General features: G+C 73.7%; 17 protein-coding genes and 3 tRNA genes. 13 read left to right on the forward strand and 7 right to left on the reverse strand.

Going from position 1 to position 23,187, the window contains the following annotated elements; genetic code table 11:
- The first annotated feature begins 8 nt into the window (after positions 1 to 8).
- Genes ACWGSR_RS12610 through cutA form a run of 3 tightly spaced genes read left to right on the forward strand, consistent with a single transcriptional unit; the run spans position 9 to position 4,359 of the window.
- Complete coding sequence (locus ACWGSR_RS12610; RefSeq protein ID WP_376232631.1) at positions 9 to 1,742, forward strand: ABC transporter ATP-binding protein; 1,734 nt, start codon at positions 9 to 11, stop codon at positions 1,740 to 1,742.
- The gene (locus tag ACWGSR_RS12615) at positions 1,739 to 3,640 is read left to right on the forward strand and encodes an ABC transporter ATP-binding protein (protein ID WP_453565943.1); all 1,902 of its coding nucleotides are present in this window, start codon (positions 1,739 to 1,741) and stop codon (positions 3,638 to 3,640) included. The genes ACWGSR_RS12610 and ACWGSR_RS12615 overlap by 4 nt, the downstream gene beginning before the upstream one ends.
- Positions 3,637 to 4,359 carry a divalent cation tolerance protein CutA gene (gene cutA, locus ACWGSR_RS12620; RefSeq protein ID WP_453565946.1) on the forward strand — a complete coding sequence of 241 codons (723 nt, stop codon included), beginning with the start codon at positions 3,637 to 3,639 and terminating at the stop codon, positions 4,357 to 4,359. Before ACWGSR_RS12615 ends, cutA begins: the two co-directional genes overlap by 4 nt.
- A gap of 83 nt (positions 4,360 to 4,442) precedes the next feature.
- Here the strand turns inward: cutA and ACWGSR_RS12625 are convergent, their stop codons facing one another.
- The 3 genes from ACWGSR_RS12625 to ACWGSR_RS12635 all read right to left on the reverse strand — a co-directional run bounded on the left by ACWGSR_RS12625 (position 4,443) and on the right by ACWGSR_RS12635 (position 8,084).
- On the reverse strand, positions 4,443 to 6,524 hold the full coding sequence (locus tag ACWGSR_RS12625) for a molybdopterin oxidoreductase family protein (protein ID WP_376232636.1): 2,082 nt from the start codon (positions 6,522 to 6,524) through the stop codon (positions 4,443 to 4,445).
- 104 nt (positions 6,525 to 6,628) lie between these two features.
- Positions 6,629 to 7,315: a SanA/YdcF family protein gene (locus ACWGSR_RS12630; RefSeq protein ID WP_453565949.1), complete on the reverse strand. Its 687-nt coding sequence runs from the start codon at positions 7,313 to 7,315 to the stop codon at positions 6,629 to 6,631.
- Positions 7,316 to 7,361: 46 nt separating this feature from the next.
- Positions 7,362 to 8,084, reverse strand: a complete 723-nt coding sequence (locus tag ACWGSR_RS12635) for an aquaporin (protein ID WP_376232638.1) — start codon at positions 8,082 to 8,084, stop codon at positions 7,362 to 7,364.
- Positions 8,085 to 8,169: 85 nt separating this feature from the next.
- Here ACWGSR_RS12635 and ACWGSR_RS12640 point away from each other — a divergent pair, with 85 nt between their 5' ends.
- The 6 genes from ACWGSR_RS12640 to ACWGSR_RS12665 all read left to right on the forward strand — a co-directional run bounded on the left by ACWGSR_RS12640 (position 8,170) and on the right by ACWGSR_RS12665 (position 15,653).
- Complete coding sequence (locus tag ACWGSR_RS12640) at positions 8,170 to 8,634, forward strand: GNAT family N-acetyltransferase (protein WP_453566186.1); 465 nt, start codon at positions 8,170 to 8,172, stop codon at positions 8,632 to 8,634.
- A gap of 334 nt (positions 8,635 to 8,968) precedes the next feature.
- Entirely contained in the window at positions 8,969 to 9,757 is a 789-nt protein-coding gene (locus tag ACWGSR_RS12645) for a sirohydrochlorin chelatase (protein ID WP_453565952.1), read from the forward strand.
- Between the two features lie 34 nt (positions 9,758 to 9,791).
- Positions 9,792 to 11,102 carry a deoxyguanosinetriphosphate triphosphohydrolase gene (locus ACWGSR_RS12650; RefSeq protein ID WP_453565955.1) on the forward strand — a complete coding sequence of 437 codons (1,311 nt, stop codon included), beginning with the start codon at positions 9,792 to 9,794 and terminating at the stop codon, positions 11,100 to 11,102.
- Between the two features lie 131 nt (positions 11,103 to 11,233).
- Entirely contained in the window at positions 11,234 to 12,493 is a 1,260-nt protein-coding gene (locus ACWGSR_RS12655; protein ID WP_376232642.1) for an NAD(P)/FAD-dependent oxidoreductase, read from the forward strand.
- Between the two features lie 29 nt (positions 12,494 to 12,522).
- Positions 12,523 to 14,412 carry a DNA primase gene (gene dnaG, locus ACWGSR_RS12660; RefSeq protein WP_376232644.1) on the forward strand — a complete coding sequence of 630 codons (1,890 nt, stop codon included), beginning with the start codon at positions 12,523 to 12,525 and terminating at the stop codon, positions 14,410 to 14,412.
- 74 nt (positions 14,413 to 14,486) lie between these two features.
- On the forward strand, positions 14,487 to 15,653 hold the full coding sequence (locus ACWGSR_RS12665) for an RNA polymerase sigma factor (protein WP_453565959.1): 1,167 nt from the start codon (positions 14,487 to 14,489) through the stop codon (positions 15,651 to 15,653).
- 52 nt (positions 15,654 to 15,705) lie between these two features.
- Here the strand turns inward: ACWGSR_RS12665 and ACWGSR_RS12670 are convergent, their stop codons facing one another.
- The 4 genes from ACWGSR_RS12670 to ACWGSR_RS12685 form a co-directional block, all read right to left on the reverse strand.
- Positions 15,706 to 17,634, reverse strand: a complete 1,929-nt coding sequence (locus ACWGSR_RS12670; RefSeq protein WP_453565962.1) for an ABC transporter ATP-binding protein — start codon at positions 17,632 to 17,634, stop codon at positions 15,706 to 15,708.
- A complete protein-coding gene (locus tag ACWGSR_RS12675) occupies positions 17,634 to 19,367 on the reverse strand; it encodes an ABC transporter ATP-binding protein (RefSeq protein WP_453565965.1) in 1,734 nt (577 codons plus the stop codon). The genes ACWGSR_RS12670 and ACWGSR_RS12675 overlap by 1 nt, the downstream gene beginning before the upstream one ends.
- Before the next feature lie 120 nt (positions 19,368 to 19,487).
- Entirely contained in the window at positions 19,488 to 20,927 is a 1,440-nt protein-coding gene (locus ACWGSR_RS12680; protein ID WP_376232650.1) for an FGGY family carbohydrate kinase, read from the reverse strand.
- Between the two features lie 27 nt (positions 20,928 to 20,954).
- Complete coding sequence (locus tag ACWGSR_RS12685; RefSeq protein WP_376232651.1) at positions 20,955 to 21,266, reverse strand: YtxH domain-containing protein; 312 nt, start codon at positions 21,264 to 21,266, stop codon at positions 20,955 to 20,957.
- 170 nt (positions 21,267 to 21,436) lie between these two features.
- Here ACWGSR_RS12685 and ACWGSR_RS12690 point away from each other — a divergent pair.
- From ACWGSR_RS12690 to ACWGSR_RS12705, 4 genes are all read left to right on the forward strand, one after another.
- A tRNA-Asn gene (locus ACWGSR_RS12690) sits at positions 21,437 to 21,509 on the forward strand.
- Positions 21,510 to 21,514: 5 nt separating this feature from the next.
- Positions 21,515 to 21,587: transfer RNA gene (locus ACWGSR_RS12695), tRNA-Asn, on the forward strand.
- Between the two features lie 166 nt (positions 21,588 to 21,753).
- Positions 21,754 to 21,830: transfer RNA gene (locus tag ACWGSR_RS12700), tRNA-Ile, on the forward strand.
- A 191-nt stretch (positions 21,831 to 22,021) separates the two neighbouring features.
- The gene (locus ACWGSR_RS12705; RefSeq protein WP_453565969.1) at positions 22,022 to 23,182 is read left to right on the forward strand and encodes a hypothetical protein; all 1,161 of its coding nucleotides are present in this window, start codon (positions 22,022 to 22,024) and stop codon (positions 23,180 to 23,182) included.
- Positions 23,183 to 23,187 lie beyond the last annotated feature (5 nt).

Here is a 23,187-nt window from a genome sequence, read left to right on the forward strand (position 1 = left end):
GCGGCACCGTGCTCTTCCGGCTCCTCCTCCCCCGCCTCCGGCCGTACCGGGCCCTCCTCGTCCTCCTCGTCGCCCTCCAGCTCGTCCAGACCCTGTCCTCCCTCGCCCTGCCCGCCCTCAACGCCGGCGTCATCGACCACGGCGTCCTGCGCGGCGACACCGGACGGGTCCTCTCCGGGGGCGCCCGGATGGCCGCCGTCACCCTCCTCCAGGTGGCGGCGGCGGCCGCCGCCACCTACACCGGCGCCCGCATCGCCATGGGCGTCGCCCGCGACCTGCGCTCCGAGGTCTTCCGCCGCGTCCAGGACTTCTCCGCCCGGGAGCGGGGCCGCTTCGGCGCCGCCTCCCTCATCACCCGCACCACCAACGACGTCCAGCAGATCCAGACGTTCACCGTCCTCGTCCTGACCATGCTGGTCGCCGCCCCGCTCCTGTGCGCCGGGGGCATCGTCATGGCCCTGCGCCAGGACGTGCCGCTCGCCCTCGTCCTGGTCCTCTTCGTGCCCGTGATGACCGGGGCCGTCGGCAGCGTCGTGCTGCGCATGCGGCCCCTCTTCCGGGGCATGCAGCGCCGCGTCGACCTGACCAGCCGGATCCTGCGCGAACAGATCACCGGCGTCCGGGTCGTCCGCGCCTTCGTCCGTGACCGGCACGAGCGGGAACGGTTCGCCGCCGCCAACGACGAGCTGTTCTCCGTCGGCCTGGGGGCCGGCCGGTTACAGGCCCTCATGTTCCCCGTCGTCCTGGTGATCTGGGAGCTGACCACGGTCGCCCTGGTGTACGTCGGCGCCCACCGCATCGACTCCGGCGCCCTCCAGCCCGGCGGGCTCGTCGCCTTCCTCGGCTATCTGCTCCAGACCGCCATGTCCGTGATGATGGCCCTCTTCCTCCTGATGCACATGCCGCGCGCCGAGGCCGGCGCCGAACGCGTCCGCGAGGTCCTCGACACCCGCTCCTCCGTCGTCCCGCCCGCCCACCCCGTCCGCGAGCTCCACGGCCCCGGCCGGCTCGAACTCGACGGCGTCGGCTTCCGCTACCCCGGCGCGGAGGAACCCGTCCTGCACGACGTCGGGCTCGTCGCCCGGCCCGGCGAGACCACCGCGATCGTCGGCTCCACCGGCAGCGGCAAGTCGACCCTCCTCGGGCTCGTGCCCCGCCTCTTCGACGCCACCGAGGGCCGGGTCCTCGTCGACGGCGCCGACGTCCGCACCCTCGACCCCGCCCTCATGGCCAGGACCGTCGGGATCGTCCCCCAGAAGCCGTACCTCTTCTCGGGCACGATCGCCTCCAACCTCCGCTACGGGAGGCCCGACGCCACCGACGAGGAGCTGTGGCACGCCCTGGAGACCGCCCAGGCCGCCGACTTCGTCCGGGAGCTCGAAGAAGGCCTCGACGCGCCCGTCTCCCAGGGCGGCGCCAACTTCTCCGGCGGCCAGCGCCAGCGGCTCGCCATCGCCCGTGTCCTCGTCGCCCGCCCCCGGCTCTACCTCTTCGACGACTCCTTCTCCGCCCTCGACCCCGGCACCGACGCCCGGCTGCGGGCCGCCCTCGCCGAGGAGACGGCCGGCTCCACCGTGGTGGTCGTCGCCCAGCGCGTCTCCACCGTCCGCCACGCCGACCGGATCGTCGTCCTCGACCGGGGCCGGGTCGTCGGCACCGGCACCCACGCGTCCCTCCTGCGGGACGACCCCACCTACCGGGAGATCGTCCTCTCCCAGCTCACCGAGGAGGAGGCCGCGTGACCACGACCACGGCACCCCGCGACAGGGCCCCCGACCACGACGGGACCCGGGACCGGAACCCCGCCGCCCCCGCCCGCACCGGCCCCCCGCCCCAGCGCGGCCCCGGCCTCGCCACCCCCTCCCTCGAACGCTCCCTCTCCTTCCGCGCCTCCGGCCTCCGCCTCCTGCGCACCCTCGCCCCCGACCGGGCCCGCCTGCTCGCCCTCCTCGCCGCCGGCGCCGGCGGCGTCGCCCTCTCCGTCCTCGCGCCCCTCCTCCTCGGCCGCGCCACCGACCTCGTCGTCACCGGCGTCACCCGCCCCGCCGGAGTCGACTTCGCCGCCGTCGGCCGGGTCCTCGCCCTCTCCGCCGCCGTCGTCCTCGGCTCGTCCGTCCTCATCTGGCTCCAGCAGCGGATCGCCACCGACGTCGTCCAGCGGGCCGGGCACCGGCTGCGCGAGCGGGCCCAGCACAAGCTGGCCCGGCTGCCCCTCTCCCACCTCGACCGGCAGCCGCGCGGCGAGGTCCTCTCCCGCACCACCAACGACATCGACAACATCACCCAGACCCTCCAGCAGGCCTTCAGCCAGATGGTGCGCGCCCTGCTCACCCTGGTCGGCGTCCTCGTGATGATGTTCTGGATCTCCCCGCTGCTCGCCCTCGTCGCCCTCGCCACCGTCCCGGTCTCCCTCGCCGTCGCCGCCCTCGTCGGACGGCGCGCCCAGCCGCAGTTCGTGAAGCAGTGGGCGGTCACGGGCCGGCTCGGCGGCCACGTCGAGGAGATGGTCACCGGCCACACCGAGGTCGTCGCCTTCGGGCGGCGCGAGGAGGCCGTGCGCCGCTTCGACGAGCTGGGCGAGGAGCTGTACCGGGCGAGCTTCCGCGCCCAGTTCGTCTCCGGCTTCATCCAGCCCGCCCTGACCTTCGTCGGCAACCTGAACTACGTGGCCGTCGCCGTGGTCGGCGGACTGCGGGTGGCGAGCGGCACGCTCACCGTCGGCGACGTGCAGGCCTTCGTCCAGTACTCGTACGAGTTCAACGGCCCCATCACGCAGGTCGCCGCCATGGCCAACCTGCTCCAGTCCGGAGTGGCCTCCGCCGAGCGGGTCTTCGACCTCCTCGACGCCGAGGAGGAGACGCCCGACCCGGCCGAGCCCCGGCGGCCCGAACCGCTGCGCGGCCGGGTCTCCTTCGAGAAGGTCTCCTTCCGCCACGAGCCCGGCCGGCCGCTGATCGAGGACCTCTCCCTCACCGTCGAGCCCGGCCGGACCGTCGCCGTCGTCGGCCCCACGGGCGCCGGCAAGACCACCCTGGTCAACCTGCTGATGCGCTTCCACGAGCCGACCGGCGGCCGGATCGCCCTCGACGGCGTCGACACGGCGGCGATGACCCGCGAGGAGCTGCGCTCCCACACCGGCATGGTCCTCCAGGACACCTGGCTCTTCGGCGGCACCATCGCCGAGAACATCGCCTACGGGGTCCCCGGCGAGGTCTCCCGCGAGCGGATCGTCGAAGCGGCGCGGGCCGCCCACGCCGACCGGTTCGTCCGCACCCTGCCCGACGGCTACGACACCGTCCTCGACGAGGACGGCGGCGGCCTCAGCGCCGGCGAGAAGCAGCTCGTCACCCTCGCCCGCGCCTTCCTCTCCGACCCGGTGATCCTCGTCCTCGACGAGGCCACCAGCTCCGTCGACACCCGCACCGAACTCCTCGTCAAGCAGGCCATGTCCTCGCTGCGCGCGGGCCGCACCAGCTTCGTCGTCGCCCACCGGCTCTCCACGATCCGCGACGCCGACACCATCCTGGTGATGGAGCGCGGCGCGATCGCCGAGCAGGGCACCCACGAGGAGCTGCTCGCCGCCGGAGGGGCCTACGCCCGGCTGCACGCGGCCCAGTTCGCCCGTACGGTGGAGACGTGATCGTCACCGTCCGCACCACCACCGACGCGCGCGCCAAGGCCGAGGCCCTGGCGCGCGGCGCCGTCGAGGCCCGGCTCGCCGCCTGCGCGCAGATCGCCGGGCCCGTCACCTCCGTCTACCACTGGCGGGGCGCGATCGAGAGCACCGAGGAGTGGGAGGTGGTGCTCAAGAGCACCGAGGCCCGCTACCCGGCCCTGGAGGCCCACCTCGTCGCCGCCCACGACTACGAGACGCCCGAGATCCTCGCCACCCGGGTCACCCGGGTGAGCGAGGGGTACGCCCGCTGGGTCGAGCGGGAGACCTCGCCGGACCCGGCGATCGAGGGCCCGGTGGCCGACGACGAGCTGCCGTTCTTCGTGTACGGGACGCTCCGCCCGGGCGCGTACAACCACGACCGGTTCCTGGCCGGCCGGATCGGCACCGAGGACGACGCCGTGCTCGACGGCGCGGTCCTGTACGACGGGCCCGGCTACCCGTACGTCGTCCCGGCGGCGAAGGGCCGGGTGGTCGGCACCCTGCTCACGCCCGCGCCCGGCGTCTACGGCGAGCTGTTCGGCCTGCTCGACCGCCTCGAACTGCCCGCCGGCTACGAGCGGGTGGCGAAGGACGTCGTCCGGGTGCGGGACGGGGCGCGGGTCTCCGCCTGGGTCTTCCTGGCGGCCCCGGACGCGCCCCTCGGCCCGGTCATCGAGAGCGGCGACTGGTTCGGCCGGTCGTAGCCGCGCTCCGGGCGCGCCGCACACGTCCGGGACGGGACGGCCTCGGGCACGCTCCGGGCGCACCGTATACGTCCGGGACGGCCTCAGGCGCGCTCCAGGCGCACCGCGCACACCTTGAACTCCGGCATCCGGGAGACCGGGTCGAGCGCCGGGTTCACCAGGGTGTTGGCCCGGCCCTCGCCCGCCCAGTGGAAGGGCATGAAGACGGTGTCCGGCCGGATCGACGCGGTGATCCGGGCCGGCGCCACCGCCCGGCCGCGCCGCGACACCACCGTGATCCGCTCGCCCTCGGCCACCCCGATCCGCTGCGCGAGCCTCGGGTGCAGCTCCACGAAGGGACCGGGCGCCGCCGCGTTCAGCTCGTCGACCCGCCGGGTCTGCGCCCCCGACTGGTACTGGGACACCACCCGGCCCGTGGTCAGCACGACCGGGTACTCGGCGTCGGTCTCCTCGGCCGCCGCCCGGTGCGTCACCGGCACGAACCGGGCCCGCCCGTCGGCCGTCGCGAACCGGTCCAGGAACAGCCGGGGCGTCCCCGGGTGATCCGGTCCGGGGCACGGCCAGAACACGCCCCGCTCCTCCTCGACGCGCCGGTAGTCGATGCCCGAGTAGTCGGCGGGCCCGCCGGCCGAGGCGCGGCGCAGCTCGTCGAAGACCTCCTCGGGGTCGACGGGGAAGCCCTTCTCGTGTCCGAGGAGCCCCGCGAGCCCGTGCAGCACCTCCAGATCGCTCCGCACCCCGGCGGGCGGGTCGAGGGCCCGGCGGCGGAGCAGTACGCGCCCCTCCAGGTTGGTCATGGTGCCGGTCTCCTCCGCCCACTGGGTGACGGGCAGGACGACGTCGGCGAGCGCGGCGGTCTCGGAGAGCACCACGTCCGCGACGGCGAGGAAGTCGAGCGACCGCAGCCGCCCCTCGACGTGCGCGGCGCGCGGCGCGGAGACCACCGGGTTGGAGCCCATGAGCAGCAGGGCCCGCACGTCCCCGCCGAGCGCGTCCAGGAGTTCGTACGCGCTCCGCCCCGGCCCCGGCAGCGACTCCGGGTCGACGCCCCACACCCCGGCCACGTGCGCGCGTGCGGCCGGGTCGTCGAGCTTGCGGTAGCCGGGGAGCTGGTCGGCCTTCTGGCCGTGCTCGCGGCCGCCCTGGCCGTTGCCCTGGCCGGTGAGGCAGCCGTAGCCGCTCAGCGGCCGTCCGGCCCGGCCGGTGGCCAGGCACAGGTTGATCCAGGCCCCGACGGTGTCGGTGCCCTTGGACTGCTGCTCGGGGCCGCGCGCGGTGAGGACCATGCCGGTGGGCGCGTCGCAGAACATCGCGACGGCCTCGCGCAGCAGCGGCACGGACACGCCGGTGATCCGCTCGACCTGCTCGGGCCAGTGGGACATGGCCCCGGCGCGGGCCTCCTCCCAGCCGCCGGTCCGCTCCCGCACGAACTCCTCGTCCACCCGGCCCTCGGCCACCACCAGGTGCAGCATGCCGAGGGCCAGCGCGAGGTCGGTGCCGGGGCGCGGCGCCAGGTGCAGGTCGGCCTGCTCGGCGGTGCGGGTGCGGCGCGGGTCGACGACGATCAGCCTCCCGCCGTTCTCCCTCAGCTCGGTGAGGTAGCGCAGGGCGGGCGGCATGGTCTCGGCGAGGTTGGAGCCGACGAGGATCACGCAGCCGGTCCCGGGGACGTCCTCCAGGGGGAAGGGGAGGCCCCGGTCGAGGCCGAAGGCCCGCTGGTGCGCGGCGGCCGCCGACGACATGCAGAAGCGCCCGTTGTAGTCGATCTGCGAGGTGCCGAGGACGACCCGGGCGAACTTGCCCAGGGAGTACGCCTTCTCGTTGGTGAGGCCGCCGCCGCCGAAGACCCCCACGGCATCGGGACCGTGGTCGGCGCGGGTCCGGCGCAGCCCGTCGGCGACGGCGGCGAGTGCCTCCTCCCAGGACGCGGGCACCAGGGCCCCCGTGTCAGGGCTTCGGACCAGGGGCTCGGTGAGCCGGACCCGGGAGGAGAGTACGGAGGGGGCGGTGCGGCCCTTGCCGCACAGGGCGCCCCGGTTGACGGGGAAGTCGGTCCGCTCGACCACCTCGGCGGGCAGCTCCGGAGCGCCGGTGGGACGCAGCGACATCCCGCACTGGAGGGCGCAGTAGGGGCAGTGGGTGGGGACGGCGGTGGCGTCGGACATGCCGCAAGCGTGGGACGGGAGTGTTACGCGGGACGGCGCGGCGTATTACGGGCGCGGTGCCATGCCCTCCGCCGGGCGGGCGGCGGAGGGTGAGTCCGCCCGGTTCACCGCCCGTGGGGCGAGGCCAGCGCCTCGGTGACGCCCTTCTCCTCCGGGCCGAGGAAACGGGGATCGGGCCGCAGGCCGGCGTCGAGGGCGGCCTTGCCCGCCGCCAGGACCTCCCGGCTGGTGCCGTAGTACCAGGTGAGGTCGTGGGGTTCGGCGACCCCGACCCCGTACGCGTCGACGCCCGCACGGCCGCACAGCGCGACGGCCCGCTTGACGTGGAAGTCCTGGGTGACGAGGACGGCCCGGTCGACGCCGAACACCTTCCTGGCCCGGACGCAGGAGTCCCAGGTGTCGAAGCCCGCGTAGTCGCTGACGATCCGCCCGTCCGGCACCCCGCGCCCGGTGAGGTACGCGCGCATGGCGCTGGGCTCGTCGTACGCGATCCGGCTGTTGTCGCCGGTGACGAGGAGGACCCGCACCTTGCCCGTGCGGTACAGCTCGGCGGCGGTGTCGAGCCGGTGCGCGAGGTACGGGGTGGGGCGGCCCTTCCACAGTCCGGCGCCGAAGACGACGGCGACGTCCCGGGCGGGCACGTCGGCGGTGGTGCGGAGCTTCCCGGCGGCGGCCGTGTGCATCCAGGTGGCGGGCAGGAGCGCGAGGACGGCGCCCGCCATCACGGCCTGGACGGCGCGGCGGCGGGCCCGGACGCTGCGGGGGAGCCACCGGGTGAACCGAGCCGGCATGCGGGAACCTCCGTGGAAGTGGACGTGGACGGGAACACGTGTGCTGTCACCCCGTCCGACGCGTCTCGGCCGGGTTCGGTTCGCCGGACGCCCGGTCTGTTCCGTAGAGCACACCCGCCAGGACCAGGCCGCACAGCATCCCGAGGAGCTGCGCGGCGGCGAAGGCGGGCACCGAGGCGGGGGCGATCCCGGTGAAGGAGTCGGAGAGGGAACGGCCCACGGTGGCCGCCGGATTGGCGAAGGATCCGGAGGAGGTGAACCAGATCGCCGCGCCGATGTAGCCGGCCACGGCGACCGGCGCGAGGGCGGGCCGGCCGATGTGGCGCAGGCCCTGCACGACCACGACGAGACCGGCGGTGGCGACGGCCTCGCCGAGCAGCAGGTGGAGGGCCGAGCGCGGCTCGGTGGCCCAGGCGCCGGGCGTCCGGCCGAACATCGCCTCGGCGAGCAGGGCGCCCGAGACCGCCCCCGCGAGCTGGGCGCCGATGTAGGCGAGGGCCTCGCGCCCTCCGCGCTCGGGGCGCCGGGACCACCACTCGGAGAGCGTCACGACGGGGTTGAAGTGGGCCCCGGAGAGCGGGCCGATGAGGGCGATGAGCAGCCCGAGGCCGAGTGCGGAGGCGGAGGCGTTGGCGAGCAGCCGGACGCCGGTGTCCTGGCTGAGGGAGTCGGCGCGGATGCCGGAGCCGACGACGACGGCGACGAGGGCGGCGGTGCCGATGAACTCGGCGGCGGCGCGCCGGGGGAGCGACGCGGGGGACATTCTCATGGTGGAAAAGATATTCCGTGATTCGGAAGGAAAAAAGAGGGGAGGAGAGGCGCCCGGGGTCCGTACGATCCGGACCGTGAACACGATGAAGACCGACGACCTCGTCGTCCGCCGCGCGGTCGGCCCCGACGCCGCCGAGGCGGCCGAGGTCTGGCTGCGCTCCTACGCGGCGGCGCTCCCGGACGTGCGCCGGGCGCACACCGACGACGAGGTCAGACACTGGTTCCGGGAGGTGCTCGTCCCCCACCGGGAGACCTGGGTGGCGACGGCCGGGGACGCGCCCGTCGCCGTGATGGTCCTCGACGGCGGAGACCTGGACCAGCTCTACGTCGACCCGCCGTGGCGCGGCCGGGGCGTCGGCGACCGGCTCGTGGACCTGGCCAAGCGGCGCCGCCCGGCCGGCCTGGAGCTCTGGACGTTCCAGGTCAACGCCCCGGCGCGGCGCTTCTACGAGCGGCACGGCTTCGTCGCCGCCGAGCACACCGACGGCTCGCGCAACGAGGAGCGCGAGCCGGACGTCCGGTACGCGTGGCATCCGGAACCGTCCTGACAGGACGCGCGCGGCGGCCGTGAGGTCGTGGAAAACAGCCGTGACCCCCGCGCAACGGGCAGGCAACGCGGGACCCGCAGGATCGGTCCATGACGGAGCCGGACAGCACGTTCGACAACGCCGCCGAACTGCTCATCAGGATCACCGAGCAACTCGGGAACCGGCTCGGCGAGGTGCGTCCGTACGGCGCCCGCCCGCCGACGACGCCGGGCACCGGCCCGCCGGTCACGCCGGGCACGGCGACCCCGCCCCGCGGCCGCCCGCCGGAGGAATCCGGCCGGGTGCGTCCGTACGGCCGCCCGCAGGGGAAGCCCCACGAGGAGGTACACCCGCCATGCACCACCGCACCGCCCCCGCGCCCCACCGCGCCGCCCGCCGTCCGGCGACCCTCGTCGCCGTCGGCCACGGCAGCCGCGACCCGCGCGCCCGCGCCACCCTGCTCCGGCTCCTCGACCGCGTCCGCGAACTCCGCCCCGGACTCGACGTCCGCCTCGCCCACATCGAGCTGAACGCCCCCCTCCTCGACGAGACCCTCGCCGGCCTCGCCGCCGAGGGCCGGGAGGCGGTCCTCGTCCCCCTCCTCTTCGCCCCCGGCCACCACGTCACCCACGACCTGCCCGCCGCCGTCGCCGCCGCACCCGGCCTCCGGGCCCGCGTCGCCGCGCCGCTGGGCGCCCACCCCCTCCTCGCCGAGGCCCTCGCCGGCCGCCTCGCCGAAGCGGGCTGGACCCCGGGGGAGCGCGACCGGCGCACCACCGGCGTCGTCCTCGCCGCCGCCGGCTCCCGCGACCCCCGGTCCGGCGCCGAGACCCGCCGCATCGCCGCCCTCCTCGGCGAGCGCCTCGGCGTCCCCGTCGTCCCCGCCTACGCCTCCGCCGCCGCGCCCACCGTCCCCGAGGCCGTCGCCGCCCTCGCCGCCCGGGGCCGCCACCGGATCGCGGTCGCCTCCTGCTTCACCGCCCCCGGCCTCTTCGCCGCCCGCACCGCCGCCCACGCCCCCTGGATCGCCGCCGCGCCGCTCGGCGACCACCCGGCCCTCGCCCGCCTGGTCCTCCACCGCCACGACCGCGCGCTCGCCGCCCGTACCGCCGCCGTCCACGCGCGGGAACTCACCGCCGTCTGAGCGCTTCTCAGGTCCTTCCGGTTACCTTCGGGGCATGGAAGGCATCAAGGACACCAAGGACAGCACCGGCACCCCCGGATACGACCCCGCCGCGACCGAGCGCTGGGACCCCGAGCCCGACAAGCAGCCGGGCCGCACCGCCTTCCAGCGCGACCGGGCCCGCGTGCTGCACTCCGCCGCGCTCCGCCGCCTCGCCGGCAAGACCCAGGTCGTCACCCCCGGCACCAGGAGCCACGCCTGGGACGCCAGCCCCCGCACCCGGCTCACCCACTCCCTGGAGTGCGCCCAGGTCGGCCGCGAGCTCGGCGCCGCCCTCGGCTGCGACCCCGACCTCGTCGAAGCCGCCTGCCTCTCCCACGACATGGGCCACCCGCCCTTCGGGCACAACGGCGAACAGGCCCTCAACGACGTCGCCAAGGACTGCGGAGGCTTCGAGGGCAACGCCCAGTCCCTCCGCCTCCTCACCCGCATCGAGCCCAAGCGCTTCGTCAAGGACGCCGGCGGCGAACTCGTCAGCGTCGGCCTCAACCTCACCCGCGCCGCCCTCGACGCCGCCACCAAGTACCCCTGGGAACGCGGCGGCCACCCCCAGGACCCCGGCTCGCCCAAGTTCGGCGTGTACGAGGACGACCTGCCCGTCTTCGAGTGGATCCGGCGGGGCGCCCCCGCCCACCGCAAGTGCTTCGAGGCCCATGTCATGGACTGGTCCGACGACGTGGCCTACTCGGTCCACGACTTCGAGGACGGCCTGCACGCCGGGCACATCGACCCCAACCTCCTCCTCGCCGAGCCCGAGCGCGCCGACATCTGGCAGGTCGCCATCGGCCGCTACGTACCCGAGGACACCGACCCGCAGGAGCTGGCCGAGGCCCTGGACCGGCTCATCGACCAGGAGTGGTGGCCGCACGGCTACGACGGCTCGGCCGTCGCGCAGGCCCGCCTCAAGGACGCCACCAGCCAGCTCATCGGCCGCTTCTGCCTCGCCGCCGAGGGCGCCACCCGGCAGGCGTACGGTTCCGGCCGCCTCACCCGCTACGGCGCCGAGCTCGTCGTCCCCCGCGAGACCCGCAACGAGTGCGCCGTCCTCAAGGCCGTCGCCGTCCGCTACGTGATGCAGCGCGCCGAGCAGGAGGCCCTCCGCGCCGACCAGCGGATCGTCGTCGCCGAACTCGCCGAGGCACTCGTCGCCCGCGCCCCCGACGGACTCGAACCGCAGTTCCGCGCCGCCTACGACGCGGCGCCCGACGACCGGGCCCGCAAGCGCGTGGTCGTCGACCAGATCGCCTCCCTCACCGACGCCTCCGCCCGCGCCCTCCACGCCCGCTTCCACCACCCGCGCGTTTAGGACCCCCGCCCCCGGGCCCTCTTCCGCCGCTCCCCTCCGTGCGGGACGCTCGCATGCGGCCCCGGGGCGGTACGGCCGGACGAACGTCCGGGGGCGTAGGTTGGAACCGGTCGCAACGAGGAGGAAACGACGTGGTCGACGCAGATCAGACCTTTGTCATCGTCGGCGGGGGCCTGGCAGGGGCCAAGGCGGCGGAGACCCTGCGCGCCGAGGGGTTCAACGGCCGGGTGATCCTCATCGGAGACGAACGCGACCACCCCTACGAGCGCCCACCCCTCTCCAAGGGCTACCTCACCGGGGACAAGGAGCGCGACAGCACCCTCGTCCACGAGCCCGCCTGGTACGCGGCGAACGACGTCGAGCTGCACCTCGGGCAGGCCGTCACCGCGATCGACCGCGAGGCCCGCACGGTCCGCCTCGGCGACGGCACCGTCATCCGCTACGACAAGCTGCTCCTGGCCACCGGCTCCGAGCCGCGCCGCCTCGACGTCCCCGGCACCGACCTCACCGGCGTCCACCACCTGCGCCGGCTCGCCCACGCCGACCGGCTCCGCCAGGTCCTCGCCGGCCTCGGCCGGGACAACGGGCACCTGGTCATCGCCGGCGGCGGCTGGATCGGCCTGGAGGTCGCCGCCGCCGCCCGCGGCTACGGCGCCGAGGTCACCGTCGTCGAGGCCGACCCCACCCCGCTGTACCGGGTCCTCGGCCCCGAGCTCGGCCAGCTCTTCGCCGACCTCCACAGCGACCACGGCGTCCGCTTCCACTTCGGCGCCCGGCTCACCGAGATCGTCGGACAGGACGGCCTCGTCCTCGCCGTCCGCACCGACGACGGCGAGGAGCACCCGGCGCACGCCGTCCTCGCCGCGATCGGCGCCGCCCCGCGCACCGCCCTCGCCGAGAACTCCGGGCTCGCCCTCGTCGACCGGGCCGACGGCGGCGGCATCGCCGTCGACGAGTCCCTGCGCACCTCCGACCCGGACGTCTTCGCCGCCGGCGACGTGGCCGCCGCCCACCACCCGCTCCTCCACACCCGGCTCCGCGTCGAGCACTGGGCCAACGCCCTCAACGGCGGCCCCGCCGCCGCCCGCGCCATGCTCGGCAAGCACGTCTCGTACGACCGGGTGCCGTACTTCTTCACCGACCAGTACGACCTGGGCATGGAGTACTCGGGCTGGGCGCCCCCCGGCTCGTACGACCAGGTCGTGGTCCGCGGCGACACCGGCAAGCGCGAGTTCATCGCCTTCTGGCTCAAGGACGGGCGCGTCCTCGCCGGGATGAACGTGAACGTGTGGGACGTCACAGAGCCGATTCAGAACCTCATCCGCGCCCGGACGCCGGTGGACCCGGAGGCCCTCGCGGACCCCTCCGTACCCCTGGACGGCCTGATCTGATCACCGCCGCTCCCACGTAGACTTCACGCGTGGCAGGCAGGATCAACGACGACGACGTGAAGGCGGTGCGGGACGCCGTCCCGATCGACGCCGTCGTGTCCGAATACCTCCAGCTGCGCAACGCGGGCGGCGGGAACCTCAAGGGGCTCTGCCCCTTCCACGACGAGAAGTCGCCCTCCTTCCAGGTCAGCCCGAGCAAGGGACTCTTCCACTGCTTCGGCTGCCAGGAGGGCGGCGACACCATCGCCTTCGTGATGAAGATCGACCACCTCTCCTTCTCGGAGACGGTCGAGCGCCTCGCCGCCAAGGCGGGCATCACGCTGCGGTACGAGGAGGGCGGCTACAACCCCGGCCACCAGCGCGGGGAGCGCATCCGGCTGATCGAGGCCCACCAGGCCGCCGCCCGCTTCTACGCCGACCAGCTCGGCTCCGCCGAGGCCGAGATCGGCCGGAAGTTCCTCGCCGAGCGCGGCTTCGACCAGGCCGCCGCCGAGCACTTCGGCGTCGGCTACTCCCCGGCCGGCTGGGACCACCTCACCCGCTTCCTGCGCGGCAAGGGCTTCTCCGACAAGGAGCTGATCCTCTCCGGGCTCTCCCAGGACGGCCGCCGGGGCCCCATCGACCGCTTCCGCGGCCGGCTCATGTGGCCGATCAAGGACGTCGGCGGCGAGATCGTCGGCTTCGGCGCGCGCAAGCTCCGCGACGACGACAACGGCCCCAAGTACCTCAACACCCCCGAGACCCCGGTCTACAAGAAGTCGCAGGTCCTCTACGGCATCGACCTCGCCAAGAAGGACATCGCCAAGGCCAGCCGGGCCGTCGTCGTCGAGGGCTACACCGACGTCATGGCCTGCCACCTCGCCGGGGTCACCACCGCCATCGCCACCTGCGGCACCGCCTTCGGCGGCGACCACGTCAAGATCCTCCGCCGCCTCCTCATGGACAACGGCTCGGCCCGCGTCATCTTCACCTTCGACGGCGACGCCGCCGGCCAGAAGGCCGCCCTGCGCGCCTTCGAGGACGACCAGAAGTTCGCCGCCGAGACGTACATCGCCGTCGCCCCCGAGGGCATGGACCCCTGCGACCTGCGGCTCGCCAAGGGCGACGAGGCCGTCGCCGACCTGGTCGAACCCCGCACCCCGCTCTTCGAGTTCGCCCTCCGCCAGATCGTGCGGCGCTACGACCTGGAGACCCCGGCGGGCCGGGCCGCCGCCCTGGACGAGGCCGCCCCGATCGTCGCCAAGCTCAAGAACCTGGCCGTACGGCACGGCGTCGCCGTCCAGCTCGCCGGCATGCTCGGGATCATGGACGAGCGGTTCGTCGTGCAGCGGGTCAGCCGGGTCGCCCAGTGGCAGCGGGACCGCGGCGGCCGGGGCCGTACGGACGACCGGCCGCGCCGCGAGATGCCGCAGATCCAGGCCCCCGCGGCACCGCCCGGCCCCGCGCTCAACCTGCGCAGCCCCGCCCACCGCACCGAGCGCGAACTCCTCAAACTCGCCCTCCAGCGGCCCGAACTGGTCTCCCCGGCCTTCGACGCCTACGGCATCGACGAGTTCACCGCCCCGCCCTACGCGGCGGTCCGCCAGTGCGTCCAGGACGCGGGCGGCGCCACCGGCGCGCCCCCCGACTACCTCGACGCGGTCCGCGCGGCCGCCCCCGACGACACCGTCCGCGCCCTCGTCACCGAACTCGCGGTCGAGACGATCTTCGCCAAGAACGTCGACGAGGCCTACGCGGGCGACCAGCTCGTCACCGTCCGCCTGCGCGCCGTCGACCGCCGCATCCGCGACGTCCAGGGCGCCCTGGCCCGCCTCGGCCAGAACGGCGACCCGGAGAAGGTCGCGGCCGTGCAGAACGAGCTGTGGGTGCTCACCCAGTACGGGCAGTCCCTGCGGAACAACGGCGCCGCCGCGCTCTGACGCACGGTCACCCGGCGGACTCAAAAAGTCACCGCACGCCCCTCGTGGCGGCGATGTGTCGTACCCCACACTGGATGACGGTGCCGTTCCGCTCCTCCTGGAGGTCGCCCGCCGTGCAGACCCAGACCGTGCCGCAGGACCAGCAGGACCAGCAGGACCAGCAGGACCAGCAGGACCAGCAGGACCAGCAGGACCAGCAGGACCAGCAGGACCAGCAGGACCAGCAGGACCGGGCAGAGTCCGGCGAGGCGATGGAGGAGGTGCCGGAGGAGCCCGTGGAGGAGCCCGCCGTCCCGGCCCCGCGCGGCCGCCCGGACCCCGGCGGCAACGGCCCCTCCTCCGACCTCTTCCGGCAGTACCTGCGCGAGATCGGCCGCATCCCGCTCCTCAGCGCCGAGGAGGAGGTCGAACTGGCCCGCCGCGTCGAGGCCGGCCTCTTCGCCGAGGAGAAGCTCGCCGGCACCCCGGACCTGGACACCCGCCTGGCGGGCGAACTGGACCACCTCGTCGTCCTCGGCCGGATCGCGAAGCGCAGGCTCATCGAGGCCAACCTCCGCCTCGTCGTCTCCGTCGCCAAGCGGTACGTGGGCCGGGGCCTGACCATGCTCGACCTCGTCCAGGAGGGCAACCTCGGCCTCATCCGGGCCGTCGAGAAGTTCGACTACGCGCGCGGCTTCAAGTTCTCCACGTACGCCACCTGGTGGATCCGCCAGGCCATGTCCCGGGCCCTCGCCGACCAGGCCCGCACCATCCGCGTCCCCGTCCACGTCGTCGAACTCATCAACCGGGTCGTCCGCGTCCAGCGCCGCATGCTCCAGGAACGCGGCTACGAACCCAGCGCCGAAGAGGTCGCCGCCCAGCTGGACCTGCCCCCCGAGCGCATCGGGGAGGTGCTCCGCCTCGCCCAGGAACCGGTCTCCCTGCACACCCCCGTCGGCGAGGAGGACGACGTCGCCCTCGGCGACCTCATCGAGGACGGCGACGCCGCCTCCCCGGTCGAGTCCGCCGCCTTCCTGCTCCTGCGCCGCCACCTGGAGGACGTCCTCTCCACCCTCAACGAACGCGAACGCAAGGTCGTCCAGCTCCGCTACGGCCTCGACGACGGCCGCCCCCGCACCCTGGAGGAGATCGGCCGGCTCTTCGGCGTCACCCGCGAACGCATCCGCCAGATCGAGTCCAAGACCCTCAACAAACTCCGCGACCACGCCTACGCGGACCAGCTGCGCGGCTACCTCGACTGAGACCGGCCGGGCGGCCCGTACCACCCGGTGAGCGGTACGGGCCGGCCCGCCGTCAGTCCACCTCCGCCACCGCCTGCGCGAACTGCGCCGCGTACAGGCGGGAGTAGGCGCCGCCCGAGGACAGCAGCTCCTCGTGCGTGCCCTGTTCCACGATCGAGCCGTTCTCCATCACCAGGATCACGTCCGCGTCCCGGATCGTGGAGAGGCGGTGGGCGATCACGAACGAGGTGCGGCCGTGGGCGAGGCGGGCCATCGCCTTCTGGATCAGGACCTCGGTGCGGGTGTCGACCGAGCTGGTGGCCTCGTCCAGGACGAGGATCACCGGGTCGGAGAGGAACGCGCGCGCGATGGTGATCAGCTGCTTCTCGCCCGCGCTCACCCCCGAGCCCTCGTCGTCGAGGACCGTGTCGTACCCGTCGGGCAGGGTCCGGACGAAGCGGTCGGCGTGCGCGGCCCGCGCCGCCTCCTCGACCTCCTCCCGGGTCACCGGGCGCGTCGCGCCGTACGCGATGTTGTCCGCGATCGTCCCGCCGAAGAGCCAGGTGTCCTGGAGGACCATCCCGATCCCGCTCCGCAGCCGCTCGCGCGACATCTTCGCGACGTCCACCCCGTCCAGGGCGATCCGGCCGCCCGTCACCTCGTAGAACCGCATCAGCAGGTTCACCAGGGTCGTCTTGCCCGCGCCCGTCGGACCGACGATCGCGACCGTCTGCCCGGGCTCCACCGTCAGCGACAGGTCCTCGATGAGCGGCTTGTCCTCCTCGTAGCGGAAGGAGACGTGCTCCAGGGCGACCCGGCCGCGCGACTCCAGCGGCTTCTCACTCGTCGGGGCGTCCGGCTCCTGCTCCTCCGCGTCGAGCAGCTCGAAGATCCGCTCCGCCGAGGCCACGCCCGACTGCACCAGGTTCGCCATCGACGCGACCTGCGTCAGCGGCATCGAGAACTGGCGCGAGTACTGGATGAAGGCCTGCACGTCACCGATGGAGAGCGTGCCGCTCGCCACCCGCAGACCGCCGACCACGGCCACCAGGACGTAGTTGATGTTCGAGAGGAAGAACATCACCGGCTGCATCACGCCGGAGTTGAACTGCGCCTTGAACCCGGCCTCGTACAGCGCCTCGTTCTGCTCGCGGAAGTCCCGCGCGGACTCCTCCTGCCGCCCGAAGACCTTCACCAGGGCGTGCCCGGTGTACATCTCCTCGATGTGCGCGTTGAGCGTGCCCGTGGACTTCCACTGCTGCACGAAGTGCGGCTGCGAGCGCTTGCCGATCCGCGCCGCCACGAACACCGACACCGGCACCGTCACCAGGGCCACCAGGGCGAGCAGCGGCGAGATCCAGAACATCATCGCGAGCACGCCGACGATCGTGAGCAGCGAGTTGATCAGCTGGCCCATCGACTGCTGGAGCGTCTGCGAGATGTTGTCGATGTCGTTGGTCGCCCGGGACAGCACCTCGCCGCGCTTGGCCTTGTCGAAGTACGACAGCGGCAGCCGCGCCAGCTTCGTCTGGGCGTCCTCCCGCATCCGGTAGACCGTCCGGTTGATCACCTTGATCGACAGGCGGGTGGAGACCAGCATCAGCAGGCCCGCCGCCACGTACACCGCGAGGACCAGGAGCAGCACCTCGCCCACGGCGGAGAAGTCGATCCCCCGCCCGGGCGTGAAGTCGACGCCGGACAGCATGTCCGCCATGCCGTCCTGCCCGCCGGCGCGCAGCCGCTCCAGGGTCTCCGCCTTGGTGGCGCCCGCGTCCGTCTGCCGTCCGATCACACCGGCGAAGATCAGGTCGGTCGCCCGGCCCAGGATCTTCGGCCCGACCACGGAGGCCGCCACCGAGAGCACACCGGCGACCAGCATCATCCAGAGCGCGCCGCGCTCCGGCGCGAGCTGCTTCAGCAGCCTCTTGCCCGAGCCCTTGAAGTCCATCGACCGCTGGTCGGGGCCGCCACCGGCCATCATGCGTCCGCCAGGACCGGCCATCAGGCTGCCTCCGCCTCGGTCAGCTGGGAGAGCACGATCTCCCGGTACGTCTCGTTGTCCGCCATCAGCTCGTGGTGCCGTCCGGTGCCCACCACCCGGCCCTCGTCGAGGACCACGATCCGGTCGGCGTCCCGGATGGTCGACACCCGCTGGGCGACGATCACCACGGTCGAGTCCGCCGTCTCCTCGGCGAGCGCGGCCCGCAGCAGCGCGTCCGTCTCGTAGTCGAGCGCGGAGAACGAGTCGTCGAACAGGTAGATCTCCGGCCGCTGCACGAGCGTCCGCGCGATGGCGAGCCGCTGCCGCTGCCCACCGGAGACGTTGGTGCCGCCCTGCGCGATCGGCGCGTTCAGACCGTTCTCGAGCTTCCGCACGAAGTCGGCGGCCTGGGCGACCTCCAGGGCGTGCCACAGCTCCTCGTCGCTCGCGTCGGGCTTCCCGTACCGCAGGTTCGTCGCCACCGTCCCCGAGAAGAGGTACGGCTTCTGGGGCACGAGCCCGACGGTCCTCGCCATGAGGGCCGGGTCCAGGACGCGGACGTCCACGCCGTCCACGAGGACCTCGCCGCCGGTCGTGTCGAAGAGCCGGGGCACGAGCCCGAGCAGGGTCGACTTGCCGCTGCCCGTCGAGCCGATGATCGCGGTGGTCTCGCCGGGCCGGGCGACGAGCCCGACGTCCTTGAGGACCGGCTCCTCCGCGCCCGGGTAGCGGAACTCCGCGCCCCTGACCTCCAGGTGCCCGCGCCGGTCGAGCGCCGTCACCGGCTCGGCCGGCGGCACCACGCTGGAGCCGGTCGCCAGGACCTCCTCGATGCGCTCGGCGCACACCTCGGCGCGCGGCACCATCATGAACATGAAGGTGGCCATCATGACGGCCATCACGATCTGCATCAGATAGGCGAGGAAGGCGGTCAGCGCGCCGATCTCCATCCCGCCGCCGTCGATGCGGTGCGCGCCGAACCAGACCACGGCCACGCTGGACACGTTCACGACCGTCATCACCGTCGGGAACATCAGCGCCATCAGCCGGCCCGTCGCCATCGACACGTCGGTCAGCTCGGCGTTGGCCCCCCGGAAGCGCTCCTCCTCGTACCCGTCCTTCACGAAGGCCCGGATGACGCGGTTGCCGGTGATCTGCTCGCGCAGCACCCGGTTCACCGTGTCGAGGCGCGTCTGCATGGTCCGGAAGAGCGGCCGCATCCGCCGCACGATCAGCGACACGGCGATGCCGAGCACCGGCACCACCGCGAGCAGCACGCCCGACAGCGGCACGTCCTGGCCGAGCGCCATCACGATGCCGCCGACGCACATGATGGGCGCGGAGACCATCAGCGTGAACGCCATCAGGACCAGCGTCTGGACCTGCTGCACGTCGTTGGTCGTCCGGGTGATCAGCGAGGGCGCGCCGAAGTGCCCGAGCTCCCGGGCGGAGAAGGACTGCACCCGGTCGAAGACGGCCCCGCGCACGTCCCGGCCGAGGGCGGACGCGGTCCGCGCGCCGTAGTACACGGCCCCGACGTTGCAGACGATCTGGACGACGGAGACGCCGACCATCAGGGCGCCGAACCGGAGGATGTAGCCGGTGTCCCCGTGCACGACACCGTTGTCGATGATGTCGGCGTTCAGGGTCGGCAGGTAGAGGCTCGCGCAGGTCTGCAGGAACTGGAGCAGCACGAGCAGCGCGATGGGTTTTCGGTGGGGGCGCAGATGGGTCCGGAGAAGTCTTATGAGCACGGGACTTACTATCGCCCGCCGCCCCGGGCCGTTACGACCGGTTTCCGGGGCGGTGGAAAGCCTGGGGAAGTCTTTACGAAGGGACTCCGCAGAGCCCTGCGCACCACCCCGGACCGGCGGTCACCCGGCGAACGCGCCCGGGTGGATCTGCTCCCGCGTCGCCGTGTACTGCTGCCGCACGGCCTGTCCCGCCGCCAGCTCGTCCCCGGGCTCCAGGACCTGTGTGGCGGCGCCCTGCCAGGCCGGGGGAGCGGAGGGCGAAAGGGTGCCCCGCGCGACCCCGAGGGCCCAGGCGGCCTGCCGGGCCGCGCCGAGCGCCGCGTAGTCGGCCGGCTGGGGGACGACGACCTGCGCGCCGAAGAGCGCCGGCGACAGCGCCTGCACCGCGTGCAGCGCGGCGGCGGCGCCGAGCAGGAAGACCCGCCGCACCTCCACGCCCCGCCCGCGCAGCACGTCCAGGGCGTCGGCGAGCGCGCAGAGCATCCCCTCGAACGCCGCCCGCGCCAGGTGCTCGGGCTTCATCGACTCGCGCCGCAGCCCGCTGAGCGTGCCCGCCGCGTGCGGCAGGTTCGGGGTCCGCTCGCCCTCCAGATAGGGCAGCAGGACGAGCCCGGAGGCGCCCGGCGTCGACTTCAGGGCCAGCGTGGAGAGCTCGTCGAGGGAGTCGAGGCCCAGCATCTCGGCGGTGCCGCGCAGCGCCCGCACCGCGTTGGAGGTGGAGACGACCGGCAGGTGCATGCCGGTGGCGTCGGCGAAGGAGGTGATCATGCCGCCGGGGTCGGAGAGGGCCTCGTGGTGCACGGCCATCACGGAGCCGGAGGCGCCGAGCGAGACCACCACGTCGCCGGGGCCGAGCCCGAGGCCGAGCGCGGCGGCCATCGTCTCGCCGGTGCCGGCGGAGATCAGCAGCCCCTCGGGGGTGGTGCCGGCGGGGTCGGAGGGCCCGAGGACCTCGGGCAGCGCGGCCCGGTGCCCGAGCGCGAGCTCGACCAGGTCGGGGCGGTACGCGCCGGTGCGGGCCGACCAGTAGCCGGTGGCGGAGGCGGCGCCCCGGTCGGTGGTGCGGCGCGCGGGGCGGCCGAGGAGCTGCCAGACCAGCCAGTCGTGCGGCTGGAGGACCAGCGCGGTGCGCCGGGCGTGCTCGGGCTCGGTGCGGGCCAGCCAGCGCAGCTTGGCGACCGGCTGCCCGGCGGCGGGCACGCTGCCGACGGCCTCGGCCCAGGCCTGCCGGCCGCCGAGGGAGTCGATCAGGTCGGCGGCGGCGACCTGCGCCCGTTTGTCGTTGCGCACGAGCGCGGGCCGCACGAGGCCGCCCTGCGCGTCGAGCGGCACGAGCCCGTGCTGCTGTGCGGAGACCCCGATGGCCTCCACGCCCTCCAGGAGGCCGCCGGTGGCGGCCTCCCCGAGCGAGAGCAGCCAGGTCTGCGGATCGACGTCCACCGCCTTCGGCTCACCGGGATGCGGGGCGTACCCCTGGCGCAGTACGGCACCGGTGTCGGTGTCGCAGACGACGATGCGTGTGAACTCAGCAGAGCTGTCCAGTCCGGCGACTATCCCCATGACAGAGATTCTGCCGCACGCGGGGCCTCAGGTGTTGCTGGTGCCCCACTCCTCGCTCTCGACCTTTCCGTTGCTCTGGCCGCGCTCGCGCAGCGCGTGGACCTTGTCGGCCACGGCGGGCGGCAGGTGGTCGCCCACCTTGTCGCCCACGACGTGCGCGGCCTTGCCGGCGACCTGCCGCCCGGTCTGGGCGGCGGACTCGGCGGCGTTGCGCACGGCCGGGTTCTGTCCGATGTCCTTGGCGGACTTCTTCAACTTCTCGTACTGCTCGCGTCCGGCCCGCGTGCCGATCACGTAGCCGAGGGCGAGTCCCGTGACGAACGTCAGCTTGTATCGCATGGCCACCACCTTCCCTGGAGAGCTTGCTTGATGCATCGCTGGTGCCCACGGCGGTGCCACGGCGATACCGATTGGCGGAGCACCCCCCTGCTTGCGCTAATGTATGTGTCGCAGCGAACGCGCGCCGCCCGGGAAGGCCCGAGGTGGATCCGTTCGGTGCAACGCAGCAATCCCCTGTAGCTCAATTGGCAGAGCAGCCGGCTGTTAACCGGCAGGTTACTGGTTCGAGTCCAGTCGGGGGAGCGCGATCCCCTGTAGCTCAATTGGCAGAGCATTCGGCTGTTAACCGGAGGGTTGCTGGTTCGAGTCCAGCCGGGGGAGCGGAACGGAAGAGGACCCTTCGGGGTCCTTTTTCGCGTCCGGGGGAACCGCACGGGGCGGGGCGGAGTCCTCATGGTCGAGCAGAGCCGATCTTCCGGAGCAGGAGATCGTATGAGCGGCTATGCTGCGGCAGACGGCGCGCACACATGTACGCGCCTCACCGAACGGGGCGGTAGCTCAGCCGGTTAGAGCAGCGGACTCATAATCCGTCGGCCGTGGGTTCGAGTCCCACCCGCCCCACCAAAGAAAAACGTTCTGAGCTGCGAAAACACCCATACGGGGGTGTTCTCGCACGGGGCGGGTCGGGTGCCTGCGGTCCGCCTCGCCGGGCACGGACCGCCTCGACCCGGGGTTCTCGGCGGAACACAGGGTCGAATCCAGGACGAGGGTCCCACGGCGATCCCGCGACTCCCGCGTGTGACACGCCGCACATCGTGCCGAACGTCCGCTTTCTTGACGACACCTCACCCGTCACGGCGTACGGATGCAGTACGACTACCGCCACGACATCGCCGGCAGCGGAGGGGGCGCCGCGCTGGCTGCGGCTGACCCGGTCGGGCGACACCGTCACCGGCCACGAGTCCGCCGACGGCACGACGTGGACGGAGGTCGGTGCCGTACGCCTGCCGGGGCTGCCCGGGACCGTGCGGGTGGGGCTGTTCGCAGCCTCCCCGGGGGACCTGACGCTGCGGCGGACCGGCCTGGGCGGCGCCACGGAACAGGTGCGCTGGACGCAGGCCGGCGGCACCTTCGACGGGATCGTCCTCCGGGGCGCCGCCGCCGCCGGGGGCTGGAGCGACGACGCGGTCGGCGAGCGGAACCGTACGGACTGGGAGAAGGACCACCTGGCGTCCGGGGCGGTGGAGAGGAACGGCGCGATCACCGTCACCGGCGCCGGCGACATCGGCCCGAAGGGCGCCGAGGACGGCGCCCGCCCGGTGGAGAGCACCCTGGGCGGCCTGATCCCGGCACTGCTCGTCGTGCTCGTGGTCTCGGCGCGGTTCGCCGTCGCCGGGCACCGGACCGGGCCCGGCGACGGCACGCCGCTCACCCGCTCCCGGCTCGCGGCGAGGGCGGTCGTCGTCGCGGCCGTCACGTTCGCGACCGGCCTCCTCGCCCTGGGCGTCGTGGTCCCGGCGGGCGCGACGATCCTGAAGGGCAACGGGATACCCGTCGTCGCGGTGTCCGCGCTCACCGCGACACGGGTCGTCGTCGGCACGGCCGGTGCCCCCGCGCTCGCCGCCGTACTGGCCCTCGCGCTCGGCTCCCTGCTCCGCCGCCCCCGGCCCGCGATCCTCGTCGCCGTCCTGACGATCGCGGTCCCGTACGCCGCGACCTCCGTCCCGCTGCTGCCCGACGGCCCGGCGCAGTGGCTGCTCCGCGTCACCCCGGCCGCCGGCTTCGCCGTCCGGCAGACCCTCGTCGAACACCCCCGGGTCGTCGCCCACTACGCCCCCTCGGCCGGCTGCTTCCCGCTCCCGTGGTGGGCCGGGATCACCGTGCTGTGCGCGTACACGGCCGCGCTCCTGTGCCTCGCGCTGAAGCGCCTGCCGCGGAGCGGCGAACGGGCCGGGCGGCCGGTGGACCGGGGGTGACCGCC

The organism is Streptomyces sp. NPDC055632 (assembly GCF_053618675.1).